The 26,012-nt window shown below is 39.4% G+C and carries 26 protein-coding genes and 2 other annotated features; all 26 genes read right to left on the bottom strand.

Going from position 1 to position 26,012, the window contains the following annotated elements; all coding sequences use genetic code 11:
- Positions 1-20 precede the first annotated feature (20 nt).
- The 26 genes from rplC to ispD all read right to left on the bottom strand — a co-directional run bounded on the left by rplC (position 21) and on the right by ispD (position 25,997).
- Positions 21-653, bottom strand: a complete 633-nt coding sequence (rplC, locus tag CER22_RS23815; RefSeq protein ID WP_000160209.1) for a 50S ribosomal protein L3 — start codon at positions 651-653, stop codon at positions 21-23.
- 34 nt (positions 654-687) lie between these two features.
- On the bottom strand, positions 688-996 hold the full coding sequence (rpsJ, locus tag CER22_RS23820) for a 30S ribosomal protein S10 (protein ID WP_001040595.1): 309 nt from the start codon (positions 994-996) through the stop codon (positions 688-690).
- 398 nt (positions 997-1,394) lie between these two features.
- The gene (tuf, locus tag CER22_RS23825; protein WP_001029617.1) at positions 1,395-2,582 is read right to left on the bottom strand and encodes an elongation factor Tu; all 1,188 of its coding nucleotides are present in this window, start codon (positions 2,580-2,582) and stop codon (positions 1,395-1,397) included.
- A gap of 117 nt (positions 2,583-2,699) precedes the next feature.
- On the bottom strand, positions 2,700-4,778 hold the full coding sequence (fusA, locus tag CER22_RS23830) for an elongation factor G (protein WP_000196381.1): 2,079 nt from the start codon (positions 4,776-4,778) through the stop codon (positions 2,700-2,702).
- A gap of 208 nt (positions 4,779-4,986) precedes the next feature.
- Complete coding sequence (gene rpsG / locus CER22_RS23835) at positions 4,987-5,457, bottom strand: 30S ribosomal protein S7 (protein ID WP_001137489.1); 471 nt, start codon at positions 5,455-5,457, stop codon at positions 4,987-4,989.
- A 29-nt stretch (positions 5,458-5,486) separates the two neighbouring features.
- Positions 5,487-5,909, bottom strand: a complete 423-nt coding sequence (gene rpsL / locus CER22_RS23840; protein WP_001142341.1) for a 30S ribosomal protein S12 — start codon at positions 5,907-5,909, stop codon at positions 5,487-5,489.
- A gap of 114 nt (positions 5,910-6,023) precedes the next feature.
- Positions 6,024-6,272, bottom strand: a complete 249-nt coding sequence (locus CER22_RS23845; protein WP_088609726.1) for a ribosomal L7Ae/L30e/S12e/Gadd45 family protein — start codon at positions 6,270-6,272, stop codon at positions 6,024-6,026.
- Between the two features lie 113 nt (positions 6,273-6,385).
- Positions 6,386-9,997: a DNA-directed RNA polymerase subunit beta' gene (rpoC, locus tag CER22_RS23850; RefSeq protein ID WP_000567950.1), complete on the bottom strand. Its 3,612-nt coding sequence runs from the start codon at positions 9,995-9,997 to the stop codon at positions 6,386-6,388.
- Between the two features lie 37 nt (positions 9,998-10,034).
- Complete coding sequence (gene rpoB, locus CER22_RS23855) at positions 10,035-13,568, bottom strand: DNA-directed RNA polymerase subunit beta (protein WP_000147550.1); 3,534 nt, start codon at positions 13,566-13,568, stop codon at positions 10,035-10,037.
- 290 nt (positions 13,569-13,858) lie between these two features.
- The gene (locus CER22_RS23860) at positions 13,859-14,458 is read right to left on the bottom strand and encodes a class I SAM-dependent methyltransferase (protein ID WP_048543031.1); all 600 of its coding nucleotides are present in this window, start codon (positions 14,456-14,458) and stop codon (positions 13,859-13,861) included.
- A gap of 76 nt (positions 14,459-14,534) precedes the next feature.
- Positions 14,535-14,894, bottom strand: coding sequence for a 50S ribosomal protein L7/L12 (gene rplL / locus CER22_RS23865; RefSeq protein WP_000159737.1), 360 nt, complete (start codon positions 14,892-14,894; stop codon positions 14,535-14,537).
- Positions 14,895-14,961: 67 nt separating this feature from the next.
- Positions 14,962-15,462 carry a 50S ribosomal protein L10 gene (gene rplJ, locus CER22_RS23870; RefSeq protein ID WP_088609727.1) on the bottom strand — a complete coding sequence of 167 codons (501 nt, stop codon included), beginning with the start codon at positions 15,460-15,462 and terminating at the stop codon, positions 14,962-14,964.
- 39 nt (positions 15,463-15,501) lie between these two features.
- Positions 15,502-15,645, bottom strand: a sequence feature (ribosomal protein L10 leader region).
- Positions 15,646-15,694: 49 nt separating this feature from the next.
- Entirely contained in the window at positions 15,695-16,387 is a 693-nt protein-coding gene (gene rplA, locus CER22_RS23875) for a 50S ribosomal protein L1 (protein ID WP_002096939.1), read from the bottom strand.
- Positions 16,388-16,564: 177 nt separating this feature from the next.
- The gene (rplK, locus tag CER22_RS23880) at positions 16,565-16,990 is read right to left on the bottom strand and encodes a 50S ribosomal protein L11 (RefSeq protein WP_001085872.1); all 426 of its coding nucleotides are present in this window, start codon (positions 16,988-16,990) and stop codon (positions 16,565-16,567) included.
- 167 nt (positions 16,991-17,157) lie between these two features.
- A complete protein-coding gene (gene nusG / locus CER22_RS23885) occupies positions 17,158-17,691 on the bottom strand; it encodes a transcription termination/antitermination protein NusG (protein ID WP_000415794.1) in 534 nt (177 codons plus the stop codon).
- Positions 17,692-17,822: 131 nt separating this feature from the next.
- Positions 17,823-18,002 carry a preprotein translocase subunit SecE gene (gene secE / locus CER22_RS23890; protein WP_001241321.1) on the bottom strand — a complete coding sequence of 60 codons (180 nt, stop codon included), beginning with the start codon at positions 18,000-18,002 and terminating at the stop codon, positions 17,823-17,825.
- Positions 18,003-18,034: 32 nt separating this feature from the next.
- On the bottom strand, positions 18,035-18,181 hold the full coding sequence (gene rpmG / locus CER22_RS23895; RefSeq protein WP_002070160.1) for a 50S ribosomal protein L33: 147 nt from the start codon (positions 18,179-18,181) through the stop codon (positions 18,035-18,037).
- 128 nt (positions 18,182-18,309) lie between these two features.
- On the bottom strand, positions 18,310-18,969 hold the full coding sequence (locus tag CER22_RS23900; protein ID WP_000387198.1) for an RNA polymerase sporulation sigma factor SigH: 660 nt from the start codon (positions 18,967-18,969) through the stop codon (positions 18,310-18,312).
- A gap of 67 nt (positions 18,970-19,036) precedes the next feature.
- Positions 19,037-19,549 (bottom strand): NYN domain-containing protein, encoded by a 513-nt coding sequence (locus CER22_RS23905; RefSeq protein ID WP_000997888.1) that lies wholly within the window; start codon positions 19,547-19,549, stop codon positions 19,037-19,039.
- 3 nt (positions 19,550-19,552) lie between these two features.
- Entirely contained in the window at positions 19,553-20,296 is a 744-nt protein-coding gene (gene rlmB / locus CER22_RS23910) for a 23S rRNA (guanosine(2251)-2'-O)-methyltransferase RlmB (protein WP_000093757.1), read from the bottom strand.
- The gene (locus CER22_RS23915) at positions 20,293-20,700 is read right to left on the bottom strand and encodes a Mini-ribonuclease 3 (RefSeq protein WP_000564263.1); all 408 of its coding nucleotides are present in this window, start codon (positions 20,698-20,700) and stop codon (positions 20,293-20,295) included. The genes rlmB and CER22_RS23915 overlap by 4 nt, the downstream gene beginning before the upstream one ends.
- 2 nt (positions 20,701-20,702) lie before the next feature.
- Positions 20,703-22,100 (bottom strand): cysteine--tRNA ligase, encoded by a 1,398-nt coding sequence (cysS, locus tag CER22_RS23920; protein WP_000152265.1) that lies wholly within the window; start codon positions 22,098-22,100, stop codon positions 20,703-20,705.
- Complete coding sequence (cysE, locus tag CER22_RS23925; RefSeq protein WP_000476500.1) at positions 22,081-22,746, bottom strand: serine O-acetyltransferase; 666 nt, start codon at positions 22,744-22,746, stop codon at positions 22,081-22,083. Before cysE ends, cysS begins: the two co-directional genes overlap by 20 nt.
- A 137-nt stretch (positions 22,747-22,883) precedes the next feature.
- Positions 22,884-23,130, bottom strand: a binding site (T-box leader).
- Positions 23,131-23,177: 47 nt separating this feature from the next.
- Complete coding sequence (gltX, locus tag CER22_RS23930) at positions 23,178-24,635, bottom strand: glutamate--tRNA ligase (protein ID WP_088609728.1); 1,458 nt, start codon at positions 24,633-24,635, stop codon at positions 23,178-23,180.
- An 89-nt stretch (positions 24,636-24,724) separates the two neighbouring features.
- Positions 24,725-25,201: a 2-C-methyl-D-erythritol 2,4-cyclodiphosphate synthase gene (gene ispF / locus CER22_RS23935; protein ID WP_000488386.1), complete on the bottom strand. Its 477-nt coding sequence runs from the start codon at positions 25,199-25,201 to the stop codon at positions 24,725-24,727.
- 115 nt (positions 25,202-25,316) lie between these two features.
- Entirely contained in the window at positions 25,317-25,997 is a 681-nt protein-coding gene (gene ispD, locus CER22_RS23940) for a 2-C-methyl-D-erythritol 4-phosphate cytidylyltransferase (protein WP_048562648.1), read from the bottom strand.
- Positions 25,998-26,012: the final 15 nt, after the last annotated feature.

A 26,012-nucleotide genomic window follows, 5' to 3' on the forward strand; every position in this document is an offset into this window, starting at 1 on the left:
TTCCTCCTTCCTATTGTGAATTATTTGCTAACCTTCACAGCGCCTTGAACAACTACAAGAGATTTCTTAGCACCTGGAACGTTACCTTTTACTAGTAATAAGTTGCGCTCAGTGTCAACTTGAACGATTTCTAAGTTTTGGATAGTAACTTGGTCTCCACCCATACGTCCAGCAAGTTTTTTGCCTTTGAATACACGGTTCGGAGCAACTGGGCCCATTGAACCTGGACGACGGTGATAGCGAGAACCATGAGACATAGGTCCGCGAGATTGTCCGTGGCGTTTGATAACACCTTGGAAACCTTTACCTTTAGAAATTCCTGTTACGTCAACGATTTCACCTGCAGCGAAAACTTCAACTTTTACCTCTTGACCAACCTCTAATCCGTCCACGTCTGCATCGCGGATTTCGCGAATGAAGCGCTTAGGAGTTGTAGATGCTTTAGCAGTGTGGCCTTGTTCAGGTTTGTTAGTTAACTTTTCACGTTTATCTTCAAATCCTAACTGGATTGCATTGTAGCCATCAGTTTCAGTTGTTTTCTTTTGAAGAACAACGTTTGGATTAGCAGCGATAACTGTTACTGGGATTAACTCACCGTTCTCAGCAAATACTTGAGTCATACCGATCTTTCTTCCTAAGATTCCTTTGGTCATGAGTTACACCTCCTACATTTTTAAGTTATATGAATTATAGTTTGATTTCGATATCTACACCAGACGGTAAGTCTAAACGCATTAATGAATCTACTGTTTGTGGAGTAGGACTCACGATATCGATTAAACGTTTGTGTGTGCGCATTTCGAATTGCTCACGAGAATCTTTGTACTTATGAACAGCACGAAGAATTGTGTAAATAGTCTTCTCAGTTGGTAATGGGATCGGACCAGAAACTGTTGCCCCAGAACGCTTAGCTGTTTCTACAATTTTCTCAGCTGATTGATCAAGAATACGGTGATCATAAGCTTTTAAACGGATACGAATTTTTTCTTTTGCCATTATTTTCCCTCCTTCGTTCGCCTATTTCTAAAATAGACCTTCTCCATGGAAATTTCCCCACACCATGCCATGGCAAAGCGGCCGGGTGTGTCAGCAACCTTCCACTTCATCGCAGTCAAAGACCAACATTGTCTATTATACAATGTTATTCGTCTAGATGCAAGCATCTTTTTGTTTGCATCTGCTTTTCTCTACTTTTGCTATTATACATGGCACTTTAAAGAATTTCAAGTTTTCATCTCACAGAATCCGTTTTACAGTTTCTGGATTTTAGTTTATTGATTTTGTATTACTATAGAAGAAACTCGTCAAAACATAAAAAAATCATTTCATTCCTTATATAAATACAAACAAAAAAACCAAGGGAAAATCCCTTGGTTTTTTTATATCAGTTAAGATTACTCAACGATAGTAGCAACTACACCGTAACCTACTGTACGTCCACCTTCACGAATAGAGAATTTAGTTCCCTCTTCGATAGCGATTGGAGCGATAAGTTCGATAGTCATTTCGATGTTGTCACCAGGCATTACCATTTCAGTACCTTCTGGTAATTGGATGATACCAGTTACGTCAGTTGTACGGAAGTAGAACTGAGGACGGTAGTTAGCGAAGAATGGAGTGTGACGTCCACCTTCTTCTTTAGATAATACGAAAACTTCAGCTTTGAATTTAGCGTGAGCTTTTACAGAGCCAGTTTTAGCAAGAACTTGTCCACGTTGGATGTCTTCACGAGCAACCCCACGAAGTAAAGCACCGATGTTGTCTCCAGCTTGAGCTTGGTCAAGAAGTTTACGGAACATCTCTACACCAGTTACAGTTGTAGAAGCATTTTCTTCAGCAAGACCGATGATTTCTACTACGTCACCAACTTTAACGATTCCGCGCTCTACACGACCAGTTGCAACTGTACCACGACCTGTGATAGAGAATACATCCTCGATAGGCATTAAGAATGGTTTGTCAGTTTCACGTTCTGGAGTTGGGATGTAAGCATCAACTTCAGTCATTAATTCAATGATTTTTGCTTCCCAATCAGCTTCTCCTTGAAGAGCTTTAAGAGCAGAACCTTTGATTACAGGAATATCGTCGCCTGGGAATCCGTATTCAGATAATAGGTCGCGAACTTCCATTTCTACTAATTCTAATAATTCTTCGTCGTCTACCATGTCGCATTTGTTTAAGAATACAACGATGTAAGGAACACCTACTTGACGAGAAAGAAGGATGTGCTCACGTGTTTGAGGCATTGGGCCATCAGCAGCAGATACTACTAAGATACCGCCGTCCATTTGAGCAGCACCAGTGATCATGTTTTTAACATAGTCAGCGTGACCTGGGCAGTCAACGTGTGCATAGTGACGAGTTTCAGTTTCGTACTCAACGTGTGCAGTTGAGATTGTGATTCCGCGCTCTCTTTCTTCTGGAGCAGCGTCGATTTGATCGTATCCGCGTGCTTCAGCACCACCAGCTTTTGCAAGAACTGTAGTGATCGCAGCAGTTAATGTAGTTTTACCATGGTCAACGTGGCCGATTGTACCGATGTTAACATGGGGTTTAGAACGTTCGAATTTAGCTTTAGCCATTCTAAATTCCTCCTTAGTTTATATAGGTTATTTTATATTTAGACTAGAAAGTGAAACTTACGTCCCACTTTCTAAGCTTACATAAGTAGTTATACTTGAACAATCGATAAAAATCAATTATTCACCTTTATTTTTTTTAATAATTTCTTCAGAAACAGACTTCGGTACTTCTTCATAATGATCAAATGTCATTGAGAATGTTCCGCGTCCTTGAGTGTTAGAACGTAATGCCGTTGCATAACCGAACATTTCAGAAAGTGGAACCATAGCGCGAACAACTTGTGCGTTACCGCGAGCTTCCATACCTTCTACACGTCCACGACGAGATGTTACGTCGCCCATAATGTCACCCATGTACTCTTCAGGAATTACAACTTCAACTTTCATCATTGGCTCAAGAATTACTGGGCTACATTTAGAAACCGCAGCTTTAAGTGCCATAGATGCAGCGATTTTGAACGCCATCTCAGATGAATCGACATCATGGTAAGATCCGTCAACTAACGCAGCTTTGATGTCAACTAGTGGATAACCAGCTAGTACACCATTTTTAAGTGAGTCTTCAAGACCCGCTCCAACAGCTGGGATGTATTCACGTGGAACTACACCGCCGACGATTTTGTTTTGGAATTCAAAACCTTTACCTTCTTCATTAGGTTCAAACTCAATCCAAACGTGACCGAATTGTCCACGACCACCAGATTGACGAGCGAACTTACCTTCAACTTTCGCAGCAGCGCGGAAAGTCTCACGGTATGCTACCTGAGGAGCACCAACGTTTGCTTCCACTTTGAATTCACGGCGCATACGGTCAACGATGATATCAAGGTGAAGTTCACCCATACCAGCGATGATTGTTTGGCCAGTTTCTTGGTCAGTGTGAGCACGGAATGTTGGATCTTCTTCAGAAAGCTTAGATAATGCTGTACCCATTTTATCTTGGTCAGCTTTAGATTTTGGTTCGATAGCTACAGAGATAACTGGCTCTGGGAATTCCATAGACTCAAGGATAACAAGACTCTTCTCATCACAAAGAGTATCACCAGTAGTAGTATCTTTTAAACCTACAGCAGCAGCGATATCACCAGCGTAAACTGTTGAAATCTCTTCACGGCTGTTAGCGTGCATTTGTAGGATACGACCTACACGCTCACGCTTACCTTTAGTTGAGTTTTTCACGTATGATCCAGAGTTTAACACACCAGAATACACACGGAAGAACGTTAACTTACCAACATAAGGGTCAGTCATGATTTTGAATGCTAAAGCTGCGAATGGTTCTTCATCGCTAGACTTACGTTCGATTTCTTCATCTGTATCCGGAAGAGTACCTTTAATAGCTGGTACGTCTAATGGAGATGGTAGGTAGTCGATAACTGCGTCTAACAGAATTTGAACACCTTTATTTTTGAATGCAGAACCACAGATTACTGGGAAGAATTCTACAGAAGTTGTAGCCTTACGGATACCAGCTTTAAGCTCTTCTACAGTGATTTCTTCACCTTCTAGGTACTTCATCATCATTTCTTCATCAAGCTCAGCTACCGCTTCAATAAGTTTTCCACGGTATTCTGCAGCTAATTCTTTATGCTCTTCAGGAATTTCAACACGCTCGATGTCTGTTCCTAAATCGTTACCGTACATGTAAGCACATTCCTCAACAAGGTCAATGATACCATTGAACTCATCTTCAGCACCAATTGGTAACTGAATTGGGTGTGCGTTTGCTTGTAAACGATCGTGGATTGTTCCTACAGAGTATAAGAAATCCGCACCAATCTTATCCATTTTGTTAACGAATACGATACGAGGTACACCGTAAGTAGTAGCCTGACGCCAAACAGTTTCTGTTTGTGGTTCTACACCAGATTGTGCATCAAGTACTGCTACCGCACCATCAAGTACGCGTAAAGAACGTTCTACTTCTACTGTGAAGTCTACGTGTCCTGGAGTGTCAATGATGTTTACACGGTGACCTTTCCATTGAGCTGTAGTTGCAGCAGAAGTAATTGTGATACCACGCTCTTGCTCTTGCTCCATCCAGTCCATCTGAGATGCACCTTCATGAGTTTCACCGATTTTATGAATACGTCCTGTATAATACAGAATACGCTCAGTTGCTGTTGTTTTACCAGCATCGATGTGAGCCATGATACCAATATTACGAGTGTTTTCTAAAGAGAACTCTCTTGTCATTTGGTGTCTTGCTCCTTCCATATATGGATTGGATTTTTTTATTTTAAGTAGCAAAAAAGCCACTTTATATTGTTACACATGTCAGTATGTCCAGTACCCTCATTATGTAAAACGAGCGCCCAACGAAAGGGAGAGGCATTCTCCCTCTCCACACTTCCATAAGCGACAAATAAAGCGGTTTATGCTTACATTTATTTTACGTTGAATCCTACCAACGGTAATGAGCAAATGCTTTGTTAGCTTCTGCCATTTTATGAGTGTCTTCACGTTTCTTAACAGATGCACCAGCATTGTTAGCTGCATCTAAGATTTCGTAAGCTAGACGCTCTTCCATAGTTTTTTCACCACGAAGACGAGCATAGTTTACTAACCAGCGAAGACCTAAAGTTGTACGGCGTTCTGGACGAACCTCAACTGGAACTTGGTAGTTAGCACCACCAACACGACGAGCACGTACTTCAAGAACAGGCATGATGTTCTTAAGAGCTTGCTCGAATACTTCCATAGGGTCTTTATCTGAACGTTCACGAACGATATCGAAAGCGTTATAAAGAATTGTTTGAGATTTACCTTTTTTACCGTCAACCATCATTTTGTTGATAAGGCGTGTTACTAGCTTAGACTTGTACATTGGATCTGGTAACACGTCACGTTTCGCAACAGGTCCTTTACGAGGCATATTGAGTTCCTCCTTTCATTATAAGTTTATTATTTTTTAGCAGGTTTTGGTCGCTTAGTACCATATTTAGAACGTCCTTGCATACGTTTGTCAACACCAGCTGTATCAAGCGCACCACGAACGATGTGGTAACGTACCCCTGGTAAATCCTTTACTCGACCACCGCGAATTAATACTACGCTATGCTCTTGTAGGTTATGACCGATACCTGGGATGTAAGCTGTAACCTCGATACCGTTTGTTAAACGTACACGAGCGTATTTACGTAACGCTGAGTTAGGTTTCTTTGGAGTCATTGTACCAACACGAGTACATACACCACGTTTTTGAGGTGCAGAGATATCAGTTGATTTTTTCTTTAAAGAGTTGAACCCTTTGTTTAACGCAGGTGATTTAGATTTCCATACTTTATCAGTACGACCATTTCTCACTAATTGGTTAATAGTAGGCATTTGATTATCCTCCCTTCGCATGTTTGTATGACCACATATCCAGGTGGTTCATTATTAGTTGAAAACAAAGTTTTTGCAAGGAAGAGCAAATGCTCTCTCCTCACAAAAACAGTTTTAACTTATTATTCCTATTGCTGAAGCTCCCACTTGAATCCCCGAAACTTTTCCAAGCTTACGAAATGATTCAACTTTGGTTATGGGTATGTTATGTTGCAAGGCGGTACGAATGATCATATGGGTTAACCACATATCAGCATCTTCCGCAATAACAACTTCTTTAACTATACCATTTTTGATTGCCTCCAATGTGCGTTTATGACCAACGACTACATTTTCAGCATTTGACACTTTTTGATAAGACATATAAATATCCTCCAAAGCATCGTTCAGGAGCAACCTTGATTATAGTAACATTTTGACTCATACAATGTCAACTAGGATTAACTGTTTTTATACAAAATTTACGACGGAAAATTTTACTGTTCCACATAAACTTCATCGTTTTCTACATTCATGTCACCTTGTGTTGTTTTTACAAGATCCACTTTGCGATAACGATTCATACCTGTTCCAGCAGGAACAAGTTTACCGATAATAACATTTTCTTTCAATCCTAGAAGCTCATCGCGTTTACCCTTAATCGCTGCATCAGTTAAGACACGTGTCGTTTCTTGGAACGATGCTGCAGATAAGAATGAATCAGTTTCAAGTGAAGCTTTTGTAATACCAAGTAGAACAGGTCTAGCCGTTGCTGGTTGTTTACCTTTCAGTAACACCTTCGCATTCGCATCAGTAAACTGATGGATATCTAGTAGTGTTCCTGGTAATACATCTGTTTCACCCGCATCACTTACACGAACTTTACGTAACATTTGACGTACCATTACTTCTACGTGTTTGTCACCAATTTCTACCCCTTGCATACGGTATACTTTTTGAACTTCACGTAGTAAGTATTCTTGAACCGCCGTAATGTCCGTTACTTTTAGTAATTCTTTCGGATCAATAGAACCCTCTGTTAACTCTTTACCGTGGCTAATTGGCTGTCCTAGAGTTACTTTCAGACGTGCACCGTAAGGAATAGCATACGTACGAGCTTCAACTTCACCCTGTACAACTACTTCTTGGCGATCTTTAACATCGTTAATCGCTGCGATAACACCATCGATTTCACTGATAACTGCCTGACCTTTCGGGTTACGAGCTTCGAAGATCTCTTGGATACGAGGTAAACCTTGAGTGATATCATCTCCGGCAACCCCACCTGTATGGAACGTACGCATCGTTAACTGTGTACCTGGCTCACCGATAGATTGAGCTGCGATAATACCTACCGCTTCTCCTACTTCTACGTCTGTACCAGTTGCTAAGTTTCGACCGTAACACTTCTTACATACACCGTGGCGAGTGTTACACGTGAACGCTGAACGAATGTTTACAGTTTCAACACCCGAATTTTCAACGATATGCGCGATATCTTCAGTAATTAGTTGGTTTTCACTAACTAATACTTCACCTGTTTCAGGATGTTTTACAGTTTTTCTTGCAAAACGTCCAACAAGACGATCATATAATGACTCAATTACTTCATTACCCTCTTTAATCGCACCAATTAATAGACCACGATCTGTTCCACAATCATCTTCACGGACAATTACATCTTGTGCAACGTCTACAAGGCGACGTGTTAAGTAACCAGAATCGGCAGTTTTAAGTGCTGTATCGGCAAGACCTTTACGCGCACCATGCGTAGAGATGAAGTACTCAAGTACTGTTAAACCTTCACGGAAACTTGATTTAATTGGAAGTTCGATAATACGACCAGATGGATTGGCCATCAGACCACGCATACCAGCAAGCTGAGTAAAGTTCGATGCGTTACCACGGGCACCTGAATCACTCATCATGAAGATTGGGTTGCGTTTATTCAAGGATTTCATCAGTTTTCCTTGGATAACATCTTTTGCATTACTCCAAATAGAGATAACGCGATCGTAACGTTCTTCTTCCGTGATTAAACCGCGACGGAATTGTTTAATTACATTATCTACTTTTGCTTGTGCTTCATGGAGAATTTCATCTTTTTCGCCTAATACAAGAATGTCAGATACCCCAACTGTAATACCAGCTTTTGTAGAGTACTTAAATCCTAAGTTTTTCATACGGTCAAGCATGCGAGATGTTTCCGTAATTTGGAAACGTTTGAATACTTCCGCAATGATGTTACCAAGGATCTTCTTGCTAAATGGCGCCACTTCTTCGCGACTAGCAATAATTTCTTTAATGTTCGCACCTTTTTCAACGAAATATTCCGCTGGTGTTTCTTTTTCAAGGTTTGAGTTTGTTGGTTCATTAATATAAGGGAACGACTCTGGTAAGATTTCGTTAAATATTAATTTACCAACTGTTGTTAATAGAAGCTTACTCTTTTGCTCTTCAGTAAACGTTACATTATTTACCGAACTTGCAGCAACTGCAACACGTGTGTGCAGATGTACATATCCATTTTGGTATGCAAGTATTGCTTCGTTTGCATCTTTGAAGACCATACCTTCACCGATTGCGCCTTCACGCTCAAGTGTTAAGTAGTAGTTACCTAATACCATATCCTGAGATGGAGTAACAACTGGTTTTCCGTCTTTTGGATTCAAGATGTTTTGTGCCGCTAACATAAGAATACGAGCTTCTGCTTGTGCCTCTGATGATAACGGTACGTGAACTGCCATTTGGTCACCGTCAAAGTCCGCGTTGTATGCAGTACATACAAGTGGGTGAAGACGAATTGCGCGACCTTCTACTAATGTAGGTTCAAACGCCTGGATACCAAGACGGTGAAGTGTTGGTGCGCGGTTTAGAAGTACTGGATGCTCTTTGATCACAGATTCTAAAACGTCCCAAACTTCAGGTTGTACACGCTCAATTTTACGTTTAGCACTCTTAATGTTGTGTGCTAAACCTTTTCCAACTAACTCTTTCATAACGAAAGGCTTAAACAATTCAAGCGCCATTTCTTTCGGTAATCCACATTGGTACATCTTTAAGTTCGGTCCTACAACGATTACAGAACGGCCAGAGTAGTCAACACGTTTACCTAATAAGTTTTGACGGAAACGTCCTTGTTTACCTTTAAGCATGTGAGATAGTGATTTTAATGGACGGTTACCTGGTCCAGTAACTGGACGGCCGCGGCGACCATTATCGATTAATGCGTCTACAGCTTCTTGTAACATACGTTTTTCGTTTTGAACGATGATGCTTGGTGCACCTAAGTCCAATAGACGTTTTAAACGATTATTACGGTTAATTACACGACGGTATAAGTCGTTTAAGTCAGAAGTAGCAAAACGTCCACCATCCAACTGTACCATTGGGCGTAGTTCTGGCGGGATAACTGGAAGAACATCTAGGATCATCCAAGATGGGTGATTTCCAGAGTTACGGAATGCTTCTAATACTTCTAGACGTTTAATAGCACGAGTACGGCGTTGTCCTTGCGCTGTTTTTAATTCTTCTTTTAAGAAGTCTACTTCTTTATCTAAATCGATGTCTTGTAGTAGCTTTTTAATCGCTTCCGCACCCATAGCAGCTTGGAATGTGCTACCATATCGATCACGATATGCACGGTATTCTTTTTCAGAAAGTAATTGCTTCTTATCAAGTGGTGTATCTCCACTTTCTGTTACAACATAAGAAGCGAAATAAATTACTTCTTCAAGCGCGCGAGGGGACATGTCTAAGACAAGTCCCATGCGGCTCGGGATACCTTTGAAATACCAAATATGAGATACAGGAGCAGCTAATTCGATATGACCCATACGTTCACGACGAACTTTTGCACGCGTTACTTCAACGCCACATCGATCACAAACTACACCTTTATAACGTACACGTTTGTATTTTCCGCAATGACATTCCCAGTCCTTTTGTGGTCCGAAAATACGCTCACAGAACAAGCCATCTTTTTCAGGCTTTAACGTACGATAGTTAATTGTTTCTGGTTTCTTAACTTCACCGTATGACCAAGAACGAATCTTGTCAGGTGAAGCAAGTCCAATCTTCATATATTCAAAGTTATTTACATCTATCAAGGGGCCTACCTCCCTTTTAGTCTACAGGTTATCCCAATTATTCTTTAGTTGTCTCAACTTCGACATTCAATTTATCTGCTGATTGATGATCATCGTCATCTTCTGTATCACGCATTTCAATTTCTTTATCGTCGCTAGACATCATTTTAACGTCCATACCTAAACTTTGCAGCTCTTTAATCAATACTTTGAATGATTCAGGAACGCCTGGTTCTGGAACATTTTCGCCTTTAACAATTGCTTCATACGTCTTAACACGTCCAACAACATCATCAGACTTCACTGTTAAGATTTCTTGAAGAGTATAAGCAGCACCGTAAGCTTCAAGTGCCCAAACCTCCATCTCACCGAAACGCTGTCCACCGAACTGAGCTTTACCTCCAAGAGGCTGCTGCGTTACAAGTGAGTATGGTCCAGTAGAACGAGCATGAAGTTTATCGTCAACCATGTGCGCAAGTTTGATCATATACATGACACCAACAGATACGCGGTTATCGAATGGTTCACCAGTACGTCCGTCATACAGGATTGTTTTCGCGTCATTTGCCATACCAGCTTCTTCAATCGTGCCCCAAACATCTTCCTCACGAGCACCATCGAATACTGGTGTTGCAATGTGAATACCAAGGTATCTTGCTGCCATACCAAGATGAAGCTCTAATACCTGACCGATATTCATACGAGATGGTACCCCTAATGGGTTTAACATGATATCGATTGGCGTACCGTCTGGTAAGTAAGGCATATCTTCTTCTGGTAAAATACGAGAGATAACACCTTTGTTACCGTGACGTCCGGCCATCTTGTCACCTTCAGAGATTTTACGTTTTTGAACGATATATGCACGTACAAGTTGATTCACGCCTGGTGGCAATTCATCGCCATCTTCACGGTTGAATACTTTTACGTCTAAGATAATACCGCCACCACCGTGTGGTACACGTAGTGATGTATCACGTACTTCACGTGCTTTTTCTCCAAAGATAGCATGTAATAGACGTTCTTCAGCTGTTAATTCTGTTACACCTTTAGGTGTTACTTTACCAACAAGTAAATCTCCATCTTTTACTTCCGCACCAACGCGAATGATACCGCGCTCGTCAAGGTTGCGTAATGCATCTTCCCCAACGTTTGGAATGTCACGTGTAATTTCTTCTGGTCCAAGCTTCGTATCACGAGCTTCTGACTCATATTCTTCAATATGAATAGAAGTGTACACATCATCTTTTACAAGGCGCTCACTCATAATGATCGCATCCTCGTAGTTATAACCGTCCCAAGTCATGAAGCCAACAAGCACGTTACGTCCAAGTGCTAATTCACCCAATTCCATAGAAGGACCATCCGCAAGAATCTCACCTTTTACAACTTCATTTCCAACACTTACGATTGGACGTTGGTTGTAGCAAGTTCCTTGGTTAGAACGAATGAATTTTTGCATTTTGTAACGATCTAAGTCGCCTTTTACTGTTTGACCGTCAACTTCTACATAGCGACGTACCCAAACTTCACGTGCTTCTACGCGTTCAACAACACCAGGATGTTTACAGATTACTGCAGCACCTGAGTCTTTTGCTGATACGTACTCCATACCTGTACCTACAATCGGAGATTCCGGATTCATTAACGGAACCGCCTGACGTTGCATGTTCGCTCCCATAAGTGCGCGGTTAGAGTCATCGTTTTCTAAGAACGGAATACAAGCTGTCGCTGCCGACACTACTTGTTTTGGAGATACATCCATGTAGTCGATGCGTTCTTTATTTGTGACAATGTTTTCACCACGGAAACGAGCTACGATATCTTCGCTAAGGAATTCTCCTTCTTCAGATAATTTCATATTCGCTTGGGCTACAACATAATTATCTTCTTCATCTGCTGTTAAGTAATCAACCTGCCCTGTTACAAGACCAGATTCTGGATCAACACGACGGTATGGTGTTTCAATGAAACCAAACTCATTTACTTTCGCGAACGATGATAATGAGTTAATCAAACCGATGTTTGGTCCCTCTGGCGTTTCAATCGGACACATACGACCATAGTGAGAGTAGTGAACGTCACGTACTTCAAAGCCTGCGCGCTCACGCGTTAAACCACCGGGTCCTAATGCAGATAGTCTTCGTTTGTGAGTTAACTCTGCTAATGGGTTTGTTTGATCCATGAACTGAGATAACTGAGAACTTCCGAAGAACTCTTTAATAGATGCAATAACCGGGCGAATGTTAATTAACGCTTGTGGTGTAATTGCATTTGTATCTTGAATCGACATTCTCTCACGAACAACACGTTCCATACGAGAAAGACCGATACGGAATTGATTTTGTAATAGTTCTCCAACAGAACGCAGACGACGGTTTCCTAAATGGTCGATATCATCTGTATCCCCCACTTTGTATAGTAGGTTGAAGAAGTAACTGATAGAAGCAAGGATATCACCTGGTGTGATGTGTTTTACATCACGAGTAATATTTGCATTACCAATTACATTAATTACGCGTTCGCCTTCTGACTCAGGAGCATAAATCTTAATAGATTGCAGCTCAACATCGCCTTCTACCACTCCACCCATTGGTTTCGCTGTTTTGAATCCAATGTTTTTCTCTAAGTAAGGTAAAATGCGATCAAGTGTACGACGATCTAAGATTGTTCCTTCCGCCGCTAAAATTTCACCAGTTTCTGGATCCACTAATGTTTCAGCTAAACGTTGATTAAACAATCTGTTTTTAATGTGTAACTTCTTGTTGATCTTATAGCGACCTACATTTGCTAAATCGTAGCGCTTTGGATCGAAGAAACGAGACACAAGTAAGCTCTTAGCATTTTCTACTGTTGGTGGTTCACCAGGACGTAGACGCTCATAAATTTCAAGCAATGCTTTTTCTGTGCTATCTGTGTTGTCTTTTTCTAATGTGTTGCTTAAGTATTCGTTATCACCTAAAAGCTCGGTGATTTCTTGATCAGAGCCAAACCCTAATGCGCGTAACAAAACAGTTACAGGAAGTTTACGCGTACGGTCAATACGCACATATACAACATCCTTAGCATCTGTCTCATACTCTAACCAAGCTCCGCGGTTTGGAATTACAGTAGCAGTAAAACCACGTTTTCCGTTTTTATCCACTTTGCCACTATAGTATACGCTTGGAGAGCGAACTAACTGGGAAACGATAACACGTTCTGCACCGTTAATTACGAATGTTCCAGTCTCTGTCATGAGTGGGAAATCTCCCATGAACACATCTTGTTCTTTTACTTCACCAGTTTCCTTGTTGATTAGACGCACTTTTACACGAAGTGGTGCTGCATACGTCACATCACGCTCTTTGCATTCGTCTACAGAGTATTTAGGTTCACCTAAGCTGTAGTCGATAAATTCAAGCGATAGATTTCCCGTAAAGTCTTCGATCGGAGAAATGTCCTGGAACATTTCTCGCAAACCCTCATCAAGAAACCACTGATAAGAAGAGGTTTGAATTTCGATAAGATTTGGTAACTCTAATACTTCACTAATACGGGCATAACTTCTTCGTTGGCGGTGGCGTCCGTATTGAACTAGTTGACCTGTCAACTGCTTCACCCCTCAAATCATGAGTATTATAAATGCACAAAAAAATTTGTGCAAAATCACAAATAAATACAACTACTGCTATTAGCGTAGTTTTTTCTCTTAAAGATAAATACGTTGAGTCTTTCTACCTGCTCAAAAAAGAAAAATGGCTTCTATAAGAAAACCATCATTCTGTTTCATAATCTGCTGATTTTACTATCTTTTCCAAGAGAAACAAAAATATACATCTTTCTCAACGCAGAAAATCATATATTGGCATTGTATAATGTTAACATAGCCAAAAATAACCGTCAACGTTTTTTTGATTTTATGATATAATATCCTTTTTTCTTTTCTACAACTTCGACTTCAGAAAATACTTCCTCTAGTTTCTTCAGTGCAGATGGTGCACCTTGCTTCTTTTGAATAACAATCCACAACTCTCCACCTGGAACTAAATACTCTACAGCCTTTTCTAAAATCTCATGCACGATATCTTTACCTGCACGAATTGGAGGATTAGATAGAATAGCAGCATACATACCATCTACATTTTCATAGACGCTACTTTGAAAAATGCGTACATTTCCAATTCTATTGTTAGCGGCATTTTCTTTCGCAAGCTCAAGCGCCCTTTCATTCACATCCACCATGTGAACTTTACGGTCTTGAAACTCTTTCGCCAACGATAAACCAATTGGTCCATATCCACAACCTACGTCTAATATATCACCTTTAATATCTGGCACTTGAAACGCTTCAATTAAAAGACGAGAACCAAAGTCCACTTCGTTTTTCGAGAACACCCCACGGTCAGATAAGAAAGTAAATTGAGATCCACGAAGTGTAAATTCCCATCGTTTACGATCACTTTTACTAGAAGGGTCGTTAGAAAAATAATGGTCTGCCATATGGCCACCTCTTTTCTTTACAGTTAAAAAAAAAGCTCGCATGAGAGCGAGCTTTTTTTAAAGCATCAAAAGTTAATTACTTAACTTCTACAGCAGCGCCAACTTCTTCAAGTTTAGCTTTCATTTCTTCAGCTTCCTCTTTAGAAACGCCTTCTTTGATTGCTTTTGGAGTGTTGTCAACTAATTCTTTAGCTTCTTTTAAGCCAAGACCAGTGATTTCACGTACAGCTTTGATAACTTTGATTTTTTGAGCGCCAGCACTTGCAAGTACTACGTCAAATTCAGTTTTCTCAGCAGCAGCTTCACCAGCGCCACCAGCTACAGCTACAGGAGCAGCAGCAGTTACGCCGAATTCTTCCTCGATAGCTTTTACTAAGTCGTTAAGTTCTAATACAGTCATAGATTTAACTGCTTCAATGATTTGTTCTTTAGTCATTGTAAATATCCTCCCTTAAATAGGTTTGTATTGTTTTATAGATAACAAGTAATTATCTTTTAAAAAATTAAGCGCCTTGCTCTTCCTTTTGTTCTGCAACTGCTTTAGTAGCAAGTGCAAGGTTACGGATTGGAGCTTGAAGAACGCTAAGAAGCATAGAAAGTAAGCCTTCACGTGATGGAAGAGTAGCGATAGCTTTAACCTCATCAAGTGTTACAAGTTTACCTTCGATTACACCAGCTTTAATTTCTAAAGCTTCATGTTTTGTAGCGAAGTCGTTTAATACTTTCGCAGGAGCAACTACATCCTCGTTACTGAACGCGATTGCGTTTGGTCCTGTTAAGAATTCGTTTAACTCAGCCATTTTAGCAGACTCTGCAGCACGACGAGTTAAAGAGTTTTTGTAAACTTTGAACTCAACGCCAGCTTCACGTAAGTTTTTACGTAATTCTGTTACTTCAGAAACTGTTAAACCACGGTAGTCAACAACGATTGTAGATTTACTTTCGCGAAGTTTGTCCGCGATTTCAGTTACAACTTGTTGTTTAGTTTCGATTACTTTGCTCATGTTATTACACCTCCTGTAGATTATATAGAAGATGTACCGAAAGTGCACTAAAAACCTCCATGCCCAACTTGTAGACATGGAGGCATATAGTCACAGAAAAAAATTCCGTTTCGTATATTAACACCTAGGTAGGAAATTAAGTCTATTGACACCTACTGTCTACGGTACACTAATTAAATTCACAACATAAATGATTATATAAAAACTTCTTTATGAAGTCAACTTCCAAATTTTACGCTAATGTAGAAACGTCTACACGTACGCCAGGTCCCATTGTAGAAGCAACTGTTACGTTCTTCATGTAAGTACCTTTTGCAGCAGCTGGCTTAACTTTTTGTAAAGTGTCAGCAATTGTTCCGAAGTTTTCTACTAATTTAGCATCTTCGAAAGATACTTTACCGATTGGAACGTGGATGTTACCAGCTTTATCAACGCGGTATTCAACTTTACCAGCTTTGATTTCGTTAACAGCTTTAGTTACATCGAAAGTAACTGTTCCAGTTTTAGGGTTTGGCATTAAACCTTTAGGTCCTAATACGCGACCAAGTTTACCAACTTCACCCATCATGTCAGGAGTTGCTACTACTACATCGAAATCGAACCAACCTTGTTGGATTTTACCGATGTAATCAGCATCGCCTACGAAGTCAGCTCCAGCAGCTTCAGCTTCTTTAGCCTTTTCACCTTTAGCGAATACTAATACACGTTGTACTTTACCAGTACCGTGTGGAAGAACAACTGCACCACGGATTTGTTGGTCAGCTTTCTTAGGGTCAACACCTAAACGGAATGCAACTTCTACAGTCGCATCAAATTTAGCTGTGTTTGTTTTCTTTACTAATTCTACTGCTTCTGTTGCAGAGTAAGCAGTTGCACGATCAACAAGCTTTGCAGCTTCTACGTACTTTTTACCTCTTTTAGCCATTTTTATTTCCTCCTCGAATGTGGTTTTAGCGGAATAACCTCCCACGTTTACGCTTATTTTCAGGTATAACCTGAGGATGCGCGCCATCCATTTATTTAAAAACGATAATCATTTACGATAATAAAGGTTGCGAATTGGAATTCCAGACCCGCAACCTTTTTAAAAAAACAAATCGAATTAGTCTTCGATAACGATGCCCATACTGCGTGCAGTACCTTCAACCATACGCATTGCAGCTTCTACACTAGCAGCGTTTAGGTCAGGCATTTTAGTTTCAGCGATTTCGCGTACTTTATCACGCTTAACAGTTGCCACTTTATTACGGTTTGGTTCACCAGAACCAGACTCAATACCAGCTACTTTCTTAAGAAGAACAGCAGCAGGAGGAGTTTTAGTAATGAAAGTGAATGAACGGTCCTCAAATACCGTAATTTCAACAGGGATGATAAGACCAGCTTGATCAGCTGTACGAGCGTTAAACTCTTTACAGAAGCCCATGATGTTAACACCTGCTTGTCCTAATGCTGGACCAACTGGTGGAGCTGGGTTAGCTTTACCTGCAGGAATTTGAAGCTTTACCATTTTAATTACCTTTTTAGCCACGAGACACACCTCCTTAAGTCCGTGATGTGGTCAATTGGACAGTGATTTGCCCTCCCACGTCATATTTTATCTGTAAGGATAAAATCTTTCAAAAAACGTCTCCGATAACGAAGACGTACTGACTTAAAAGATATTATCACTTTTTACAATTCATTTCAAGTTTCATTTTATAATTTTTCAATTTGATGGAAGTCAAGCTCAACTGGAGTCTCGCGACCAAACATGTCCACAAGCACGCTAACCTTTTTCTTCTCCACATCAATTTCTTCAATAGCACCTGTATAATCTGCGAATGGCCCCTCATTTACACGCACTGTCTCATGAAGTTCAAAGTCGAAATCAACCACTTCGTTGTCCATTCCCATATGCTTCATAATGGTAACCACTTCCTCTTCTAATAGAGGTGATGGTTTAGATCCAGAACCAGAAGAACCAACGAACCCAGTTACACCTGGCGTGTTACGTACAACATACCAAGAGTCATCAGTCATGATTAATTCTACTAATACATAACCTGGGAACACTTTTCTTTTCATTAATTTTTCTTTACCGTTTTTCATTTCTACTTCTACTTCTTCCGGGACAACAACACGGAAAATTTTATCTTGCATACCCATTGATTCTACACGTTTCTCTAGGTTTGCTTTTACTTTATTTTCATATCCAGAATAAGTATGGACAACATACCAACTTTTTTCCATTCATTTAGGACGAGCGTCCTTCCCTCCCTGACGTACATTTTTTTGCGCAAATGAAAAAACCCGTTCACCGGGCCTTTACACAGTTCTTATAAATAACATTATATCATGGATAAGTGCTTCTTATTCAAGAATTAACCAAGAATTAACCGAATTAAAGAAGAAATGCCCATATCAACCACTGCGAAGAAAATCGCAAAGAAGACAACTGTAGCGATAACAGTCGCTGTTGAACGGAGTAATTCATCTTTTTTAGGCCAACTTACTTTTTTCATTTCGCGACCTACATCGCCGAAAAAGTTCGTTAAACGCATCTACGGGACCTCCAGTGTATTATTTCAATTATTTATTTTGTTTCCTTGTGAACTGTATGCTGATTGCATGTTTTACAAAACTTCTTTATTTCAAGTCGCTCTACTGAGCTCGTATCTTTCATCGTAGAGTAGTTTCGATTTTTACACTCTTCACATGAGAGTACAACTTTTTTCCTCATTAGTTACACCAACCTTGTAACATTATGTCCCTAAAAATGTATCATACAACAAAAGACAATGTCAATGACATGCCTTTTGCACTCTCTACAAAAAGAAAACAGGTGATTTTTTACACCTGTAGCATTTGTTATGAATTTAAAGTGGTACTCTCTCTCATTTCCATATATCGTTCCAATTTCCGCTTCACCCTCTGTAAAGCGTTATCAATAGATTTCACATGTCTATTTAACTGTTCCGAAATCTCTTGATAAGAACGACCATCTAGATATAAAGAAAGCACTTTTCTTTCTAAATCGCTTAATAATTCAGATATTTTAGATTCTATGTCTGTATATTCTTCCTGACTTATAATCATTTCTTCAGGATCCGTTACCTTCGCTTCCGAAATAACATCTAATAATGTCCGATCAGATTCCTCATCATAAATCGGCTTATCTAAAGACACATATGAATTTAACGGAATATGTTTTTGCCTTGTTGCTGTTTTAATAGCGGTAATAATTTGCCGAGTGATACACAGTTCAGCAAATGCTTTGAATGAAGACAGCTTGTCCTCTTTATAATCACGAATCGCTTTAAACAATCCAATCATACCTTCTTGAACAATATCTTCTCGATCGGCACCCACTAAGAAATAAGATCTCGATTTCGCGCGAACAAAGTTCTTATATTTGTGAATCAAATATTCTAGAGCGTCAGTATTACCTTTTCGAACTAACTCAACGATTGCCTCATCCTCTAAATCACGAAATGTAACGTCGCCTACACTTACGAAGCCTGCTTCCACCTTGATCCCTCCGACCGCTATTTATTTAGCAATATTATACAGTAAAAAGATAAAGAGCGTCAATGCTTCAACGCTCTCCTCTTCTTAATTTTTCTAATTTTTCTGTAATATCTTTACTAAATATCTTTCGCATGGCGGGTTGCTTTTCTTTTGTGTCTTGTGTACGCCTTCTTACTTGTTGCTCCATCGCTTGTACTTCCAACTCCAATTCACGTGCAGATTTCCGAAGAGCACCTTGCGCAAATATAACCCATTGTTCCGTATAATCAGAAGTCGCAACATATATTTGCGTATTTATATTTCTAAGCTCAATCGCAAGCTGCTCTATCTTTTCATCTGCAGTTTGATTCTTCCTCGTGAATATGACTTCCACACGCGATTGTTTCATCTTTTTTTCAATACCTTGGACTGTATAAGCATCAAAAACTATCATTACCTTTGTACCTGTGTATCCTTGGTAATCCGCCATCTTATCAATCAGTGCATCTCTTGATGATTGCAAATCTACATCCCGTAGTTTCTTCAAGTCTCCCCAAGCTCCGATAATGTTGTAACCGTCAACGATTAAAATATCGTTCATTTTTTATTTACCAATTTCGTGACGCTTACGATATACCTCATACATTAACAAACTTGCGGCTACTGAAGCATTTAAGGATGTAACTTTACCGACCATCGGTAAAGTAATTAAGAAATCACATTTTTCACCAATAATACGACTCATACCTTTTCCTTCACTTCCAATTACTAATCCAATTGGCATTTTACCATCTAAATTACGGTAATCCGTTTTCCCTTTTGCATCTGTACCAGCAATCCAAAGTCCACGTTCTTTTAATTCATCGATTGTACGAGATAAATTCGTTACACGTGCAACAGGAATATATTCAATTGCTCCAGTCGATGCTTTCGCAACTGATGCAGTAAGTCCCACAGCTCTTCTTTTCGGAATAATAATTCCATGAGCTCCTGTTGCATCCGCAGTACGCATAATAGAACCTAGGTTATGCGGGTCTTCGATTTCATCTAAAATTAAGAAGAACGGATCTTCGTTACGCTTCTCTGCCACTTTAAATAGATCTTCTAGCTCAGCATATTGATATGCAGCCACTTGAGCAATTACACCTTGATGGTTCCCCTCAACTAACTGGTCTAACTTCTTCTTTGGTGCATGTTGTAAAATAATCTTATTTTCTTTCGCTAGTGCTAGTACAATTTGTATTTGTCCTTTGGCAGCACCTTCCGCGATCCAAATTTTATTAATATCTCTTCCTGAGCGTAACGCTTCAATTACAGGGTTACGTCCGATAATATATTCACTACTCATGATGATGTGCCCCCTTCCTTTTCTTCTAAAACAGCAATTGCCTTATATACAATTTCGTCTAATCTTTCACGATTATTTAATAAGTGATGATAGCCAATTAGCGCTTCAAAGGCTGTACTATATCGATATGTTTGTACATCAGTATTTTTCGGGACAGTACCTGAATTTGCATTACGCCCTCTTCTTAGTACCGCCTCTTCTTCCTCTGTTAAAAATGCTGTCTCTAATAAATGATAAACAACTTTCGCCTGCGCTTTTGCCGAAACAAAGCTTGTCCCTAATCGATGCAATTGATTAGGACGAACTTTCCCTTTTTGAAGTAGGTGATAGCGGATATATTGTTCATATACCGCATCACCCATATATGCTAACGCTAAGCTGTTTAATTGCTTTGCATCAATCATTCTTATCCTCTTTTCCATCTTGTACCTTGAGCGGTATCTTCTAAAATAATATTACGGTCTTTTAAATCATCGCGAATTTGATCCGATAACGCAAAATCACGATTTTTACGAGCTTCAATGCGCTTTTGAATAAGTACCTCAATTTCTTCATCAAGCAACTCTTCTTGCGCTAATTCTAACCCTAAAATATCAAATAATGTTTCAAGTTGTTTTACGTATGCTTCAATTACAACTGTAGACGTATGTTCTTCCAGTAAATATTGATTTGCATGATTTGCTACATTATATAACTCAGTGATTGCATTAGCAGTGTTGAAGTCATCATTCATTGCTTCTTCAAATGCAGTCTGGAATTTTTCCAGTTCCGCTAACCACTTCTCATTATGATCTGTTAAATCAGTACTACTTTCCATACGGTGTTTTAAATTACCGTAAGCCGTTTTAATTCTTTCCAGTCCGTTATTTGTACTTTGTAGTAAATCTTCACTGAAATTAATTGGGTGACGGTAATGTACCGATAGCATAAAGAATCTAATTAGCTGTGGATCATATTGCTTAATGATATCGTGAACTAAAATGAAGTTCCCCAGTGACTTAGACATCTTCTCATTATTAATATTAATATATCCATTGTGCATCCAATAACGTGCAAATGTTTTTCCTGTTAATGCCTCAGACTGCGCAATTTCATTCTCATGATGAGGAAATGCCAAGTCTTGACCACCAGCATGAATATCGATTGTATCTCCTAAGTATTTACGCGCCATTGCTGAGCATTCAATATGCCAGCCTGGACGACCTTTCCCCCAAGGGCTTTCCCAGAAGATTTCTCCTTCTTTCGCAGCTTTCCATAGAGCAAAATCAAGAGGATCTTGTTTCTTTTCTCCTACTTCAATGCGTGCACCGTGACGTAAGTCGGCGATTGGTTGATGCGATAATTTACCGTATCCTTCAAATTCCTTCGTTCTAAAGTACACATCACCTTCTGATTCATATGCATATCCTTTATTCACAAGTTCTTGAATAAATTCAATAATGATATCCATATTTTCCGTTACACGCGGATGAACTGTTGCATGTTTGCAACCTAGTGCCGTTACATCTTCAAAATACGCTTCAACGAAACGGTCAGCAATTGTCGGCACATCTTCACCTAATTCATTTGCTGCTTTAATTAATTTATCATCTACGTCAGTAAAGTTAGATACATACTGCACATCATACCCTTTATATTCTAAATAACGGCGTACCGTATCAAATACCATAGGTGGTCTTGCATTCCCAATGTGAATATAGTTATAAACTGTAGGTCCACACACATACATCTTTACCTTATTTTCTTCTAATGGAGTAAACTCTTCCTTTTGACGCGTTAACGTATTATAAATGTGAATAGTCATTTTTATCCTTCCTTTCTACCTTTACTTCAAGTTGTTTTTTCAATTTATCAAGTTCTACTTCCATGACCTTTAACTTATCAAAAATTGGGTCTGGAAGGTCAGAATGATTTAATTCTTGACCGATCTTTACTCCATTTTGAATAACGACTCGGCCAGGTATACCTACAACTGTAGAATGTGCAGGCACTTCTTTTAATACGACAGACCCTGCTCCAATTTTAGAATTCTCTCCAACTGTAATAGAACCTAGTACTTTAGCACCTGTTGCAATTAATACATTATCCTGAATTGTAGGGTGCCTCTTCCCCTTTTCTTTACCCGTACCACCTAATGTAACACCTTGATAGATCGTTACATTATCACCAATCTCGCACGTTTCTCCAATTACAACCCCCATTCCATGGTCTATGAAAAAACGACGACCAATTGTTGCTCCTGGATGAATCTCAATACCGGTAAAAAAACGACTAACTTGTGAGATCCAACGTGCAATAAAGAAGAAATTCTTTTTATAAAAAGCATGTGCAATTCGATGGGCCCAAACTGCATGTAATCCAGAGTAAGTCAAAATGACTTCGAAATAACTTCTTGCCGCTGGATCCTGTTCAAAAACGACTTCAATATCTTCCCGAAGCCTCTTAAACATCGACGCTCCCTCCCCTTTATGGGCTGCTTTTTCGAGTGAACTAACTCCCTACTTATCCCCCTAAATCTTTATACACGGGGATAAAACTTATACTCATACCCATTTTTACGGTATAAAAAAGACGCCTCTGTCATATTGACAGAGACGCCTTATAAGCGCGGTTCCACTCTGTTTAGGCTAAAGAAAGCCTCAAACTCATCTATGATAACGGTGTACACCGCTTCTGCTTACTTTACGCCCTAAGACGTTTCACAAAACAATTCGCTGTTCAGCAGAAGACTCGAAGGGGCATTTCAAAAATCCGCTTATAAACCACTTCCAGCCTAAAGGTGGTTCTCTCTGTAAAAAGCCTGATTTTCTACTTCTCCTTCTCGTCGCTTTTCCTTATTAGGTTTTAAGTATACTTATTATATTTCTAAATCTAGAAAATGTTAACCAATTACTTTTTGAAGACGATTTAAAACTTTTTCTTTTCCAAGAAGTGCAATAGCATTAGGAAGCTCTGGGCCATGTGTTTGACCAGTAGTTGCAACACGGATTGGCATAAATAAGTTTTTACCTTTATGACCTGTTTCCTTTTGCACTGCTTTAATAACCGCCTTAATCGCTGCTGGTTCCATCGCTTCTAGTGCTTCTACTTGACTCGCAAATGCACGAAGTACTTCTGGTACTTGTTTACCTTTTAATACTTCTTGTCCTTCTTCTTCATAATCAACATGATCTTTGAAGAACATTTCAGAAAGCTCTACAATTTCAGCTCCAAAACTCATTTGTTCATGATATAACGCAATTACATCACGAATCCAAGCTTGTTCTTGTTCGCTTAAAGTTTCACCTATACGTCCAGCTTTCACTAGATGCGGTAAGCTTAATTCTACCACCGTATCTAAATCTTGCTTTTTCATATATTGGTTGTTCATCCATTTTAGTTTTTGAGAATCAAATAATGCAGGTGATTTTGATAAACGAGCTGCATCGAACATTTTGATAAATTCTTCTTGAGAGAAGATTTCTTCTTCTCCTACTGGCGACCAACCTAGTAGTGCAATAAAGTTAAAGATCGCTTCTGGAAGATATCCAAGCTCTTTATATTGCTCAATAAATTGAATAATAGATTCATCACGCTTACTTAACTTTTTACGGCTTTCGTTTACAATTAAAGTCATATGACCAAATTGCGGAATATCCCAACCGAAAGCTTCGTAAATCATCATTTGTTTTGGCGTATTTGAAATATGATCATCACCACGAAGTACATGTGTAATCTCCATTAAGTGATCATCTACTGCTACCGCAAAGTTATAAGTTGGAATTCCATCTTTTTTCACGATAACGAAATCACCGAAATCATTTGAATGGAATGCAACTTCATCTTTTACGATATCTTTAAACGTGTAGTCGCGATCAACCGGTACACGGAAACGAATACTCGGAATGCGGCCTTCAGCCTCAAATCCCTTCATTTGCTCCTCAGTTAAATCACGGTGGTTTCCAGCATAACGCGGTGTTTCACCACGAGAGATTTGTCCTTCACGCTCTGCTTCTAGCTCTTCTTCTGTCATATAACATTTGTAAGCTAAACCGCGTTCTAATAAATCTTCATATAATTTTTTATAAATATCTAAACGCTCTGTTTGACGATATGGTCCAAATTCACCACCAACATCAACACCTTCATCCCAGTCCATACCGAGCCATTTCAAGTATTTTAATTGGCTTTCTTCTCCACCAGCAACATTACGTTTCACATCAGTATCTTCAATACGAATAATAAACTTACCATCTTGATGACGAGCAAATAAATAATTAAATAATGCCGTACGCGCATTTCCGATATGTAAGTGTCCTGTTGGACTTGGCGCATAGCGCACTCTCACTTGCTTTTCCATAATTGGTACACCTTCCATTCTTAATGTCAACACATTCTATAATTGTACACCAAAAAAATGTGATTATCCATCTTACGAATTAAAAACCATTATTTTTTCTGTAATAAAACAACTGCTTGAGAAGCAATTCCTTCTTCTCTACCTGTAAATCCTAATTTTTCTGTTGTTGTTGCTTTTACATTGATATTGTCAATAGACGTTTCTAATAGTTCACTAATACGTTTACGCATACTTTCAATATGCGGTGCCATCTTTGGCTTTTGAGCAATAATTGTACAATCTAGATTCCCTAACTCGTAACCTTGTTCACGTACAAATTCCCAAACCTTTTGCAGCAATACAGCTGAATCAGCATCTTTAAAAGCAGGATCTGTATCAGGGAAATGCTTTCCAATATCCCCAGCTGCAATTGCACCTAAACATGCATCCGCAATCGTATGTAACAATACGTCTGCATCTGAATGACCAATTAATCCTTTCTCATGAGGAATTGTAATTCCACCAATAATTAACGGTCTACCTTCCGCAAACTCATGCACATCAAAACCTTGTCCGATTCGAAACATTTTTTACATCCTCCTCAAGCTAAACTACAGAGCTTTATGATTCTATATTATATCGCTATCCTTATAAAGAAAAGCCCGGCTGTTGCCGAGCTTTTTTTCGCTATAATCATCACTTTCATTTCTTTTGAACATGAAGGAAACTTTCAGCAATTAATAAATCCTCTGGAGTCGTCACTTTAATATTATAGTAACTCCCCTCTACTACACCTACTTGCTTCCCGATACGTTCTACGAGGCTTGCATCATCTGTACCAAGGAAACAACCCTGTTTTGCACTTCTATGAGCTTCTAACAAAAGAGAAACAGCGAACCCTTGTGGTGTTTGTACAGCTTTAAGCTGAGATCTTTCTACCGTTTCGACAACGATACCCTGCTCTACTTTCTTAACTGTATCTTTCACTGGTACCGCACAAATGGACGCTCCATATTTTTCCGCTGCAGTTAATACATCTTGAATCACTTTGTTCGTTACAAATGGACGCGCGCCGTCATGTACAAGAACATACTCAACATCACTAGTATGCTGAATGGCGTTATATACACTATCTTGTCTTTCGGCTCCGCCCTGAATAAATTGTACTGGCTTTTCAATTGGATACTTCTGCATTAATTCTTCAAAATACGGACGTTCTTCTTCGTTAATTGCCATAATAATACTTTTGCACGCTTTATCTTTTTCAAAAGCACGTAACGTATGCACAATAATCGGTACTTCATTAATAAGTAAGAACAACTTATTTTTACCAGCACCCATCCGCTTACCTTGACCAGCTGCTGGAATAATTAATGTATACATATTAATAATCCTCTA

This window comes from Bacillus sp. K2I17, assembly GCF_002209985.1.
In the GTDB taxonomy this organism is placed as follows: domain Bacteria; phylum Bacillota; class Bacilli; order Bacillales; family Bacillaceae_G; genus Bacillus_A; species Bacillus_A wiedmannii.

Bases quoted from the DNA above. Each gene is read 5' to 3' on its own strand.
- nusG (WP_000415794.1), bottom strand. From the start codon at position 17,691: ATGGAAAAAAGTTGGTATGTTGTCCATACTTATTCTGGATATGAAAAT.
- rpsJ (WP_001040595.1), bottom strand. From the start codon at position 996: ATGGCAAAAGAAAAAATTCGTATCCGTTTAAAAGCTTATGATCACCGT.
- rplC (WP_000160209.1), bottom strand. From the start codon at position 653: ATGACCAAAGGAATCTTAGGAAGAAAGATCGGTATGACTCAAGTATTT.
- CER22_RS23905 (WP_000997888.1), bottom strand. From the start codon at position 19,549: ATGAACGATATTTTAATCGTTGACGGTTACAACATTATCGGAGCTTGG.
- fusA (WP_000196381.1), bottom strand. From the start codon at position 4,778: ATGACAAGAGAGTTCTCTTTAGAAAACACTCGTAATATTGGTATCATG.
- tuf (WP_001029617.1), bottom strand. From the start codon at position 2,582: ATGGCTAAAGCTAAATTCGAACGTTCTAAACCCCATGTTAACATCGGT.
- rplL (WP_000159737.1), bottom strand. From the start codon at position 14,894: ATGACTAAAGAACAAATCATTGAAGCAGTTAAATCTATGACTGTATTA.
- rpsG (WP_001137489.1), bottom strand. From the start codon at position 5,457: ATGCCTCGTAAAGGACCTGTTGCGAAACGTGACGTGTTACCAGATCCA.
- rplJ (WP_088609727.1), bottom strand. From the start codon at position 15,462: ATGAGCAAAGTAATCGAAACTAAACAACAAGTTGTAACTGAAATCGCG.
- ispD (WP_048562648.1), bottom strand. From the start codon at position 25,997: ATGTATACATTAATTATTCCAGCAGCTGGTCAAGGTAAGCGGATGGGT.
- CER22_RS23915 (WP_000564263.1), bottom strand. From the start codon at position 20,700: ATGATTGATGCAAAGCAATTAAACAGCTTAGCGTTAGCATATATGGGT.
- cysS (WP_000152265.1), bottom strand. From the start codon at position 22,100: ATGACTATTCACATTTATAATACGTTAACGCGTCAAAAGGAAGAGTTT.
- gltX (WP_088609728.1), bottom strand. From the start codon at position 24,635: ATGGAAAAGCAAGTGAGAGTGCGCTATGCGCCAAGTCCAACAGGACAC.
- rplA (WP_002096939.1), bottom strand. From the start codon at position 16,387: ATGGCTAAAAGAGGTAAAAAGTACGTAGAAGCTGCAAAGCTTGTTGAT.
- cysE (WP_000476500.1), bottom strand. From the start codon at position 22,746: ATGTTTAAGAGGCTTCGGGAAGATATTGAAGTCGTTTTTGAACAGGAT.
- CER22_RS23860 (WP_048543031.1), bottom strand. From the start codon at position 14,458: ATGGCAGACCATTATTTTTCTAACGACCCTTCTAGTAAAAGTGATCGT.
- secE (WP_001241321.1), bottom strand. From the start codon at position 18,002: ATGCGTTTAACGAACTTTTTCGGCGATGTAGGTCGCGAAATGAAAAAA.
- rlmB (WP_000093757.1), bottom strand. From the start codon at position 20,296: ATGAGTAGTGAATATATTATCGGACGTAACCCTGTAATTGAAGCGTTA.
- CER22_RS23845 (WP_088609726.1), bottom strand. From the start codon at position 6,272: ATGTCTTATCAAAAAGTGTCAAATGCTGAAAATGTAGTCGTTGGTCAT.
- ispF (WP_000488386.1), bottom strand. From the start codon at position 25,201: ATGTTTCGAATCGGACAAGGTTTTGATGTGCATGAGTTTGCGGAAGGT.
- rpmG (WP_002070160.1), bottom strand. From the start codon at position 18,181: ATGAGGAAAAAAGTTGTACTCTCATGTGAAGAGTGTAAAAATCGAAAC.
- rpsL (WP_001142341.1), bottom strand. From the start codon at position 5,909: ATGCCTACTATTAACCAATTAGTGAGAAATGGTCGTACTGATAAAGTA.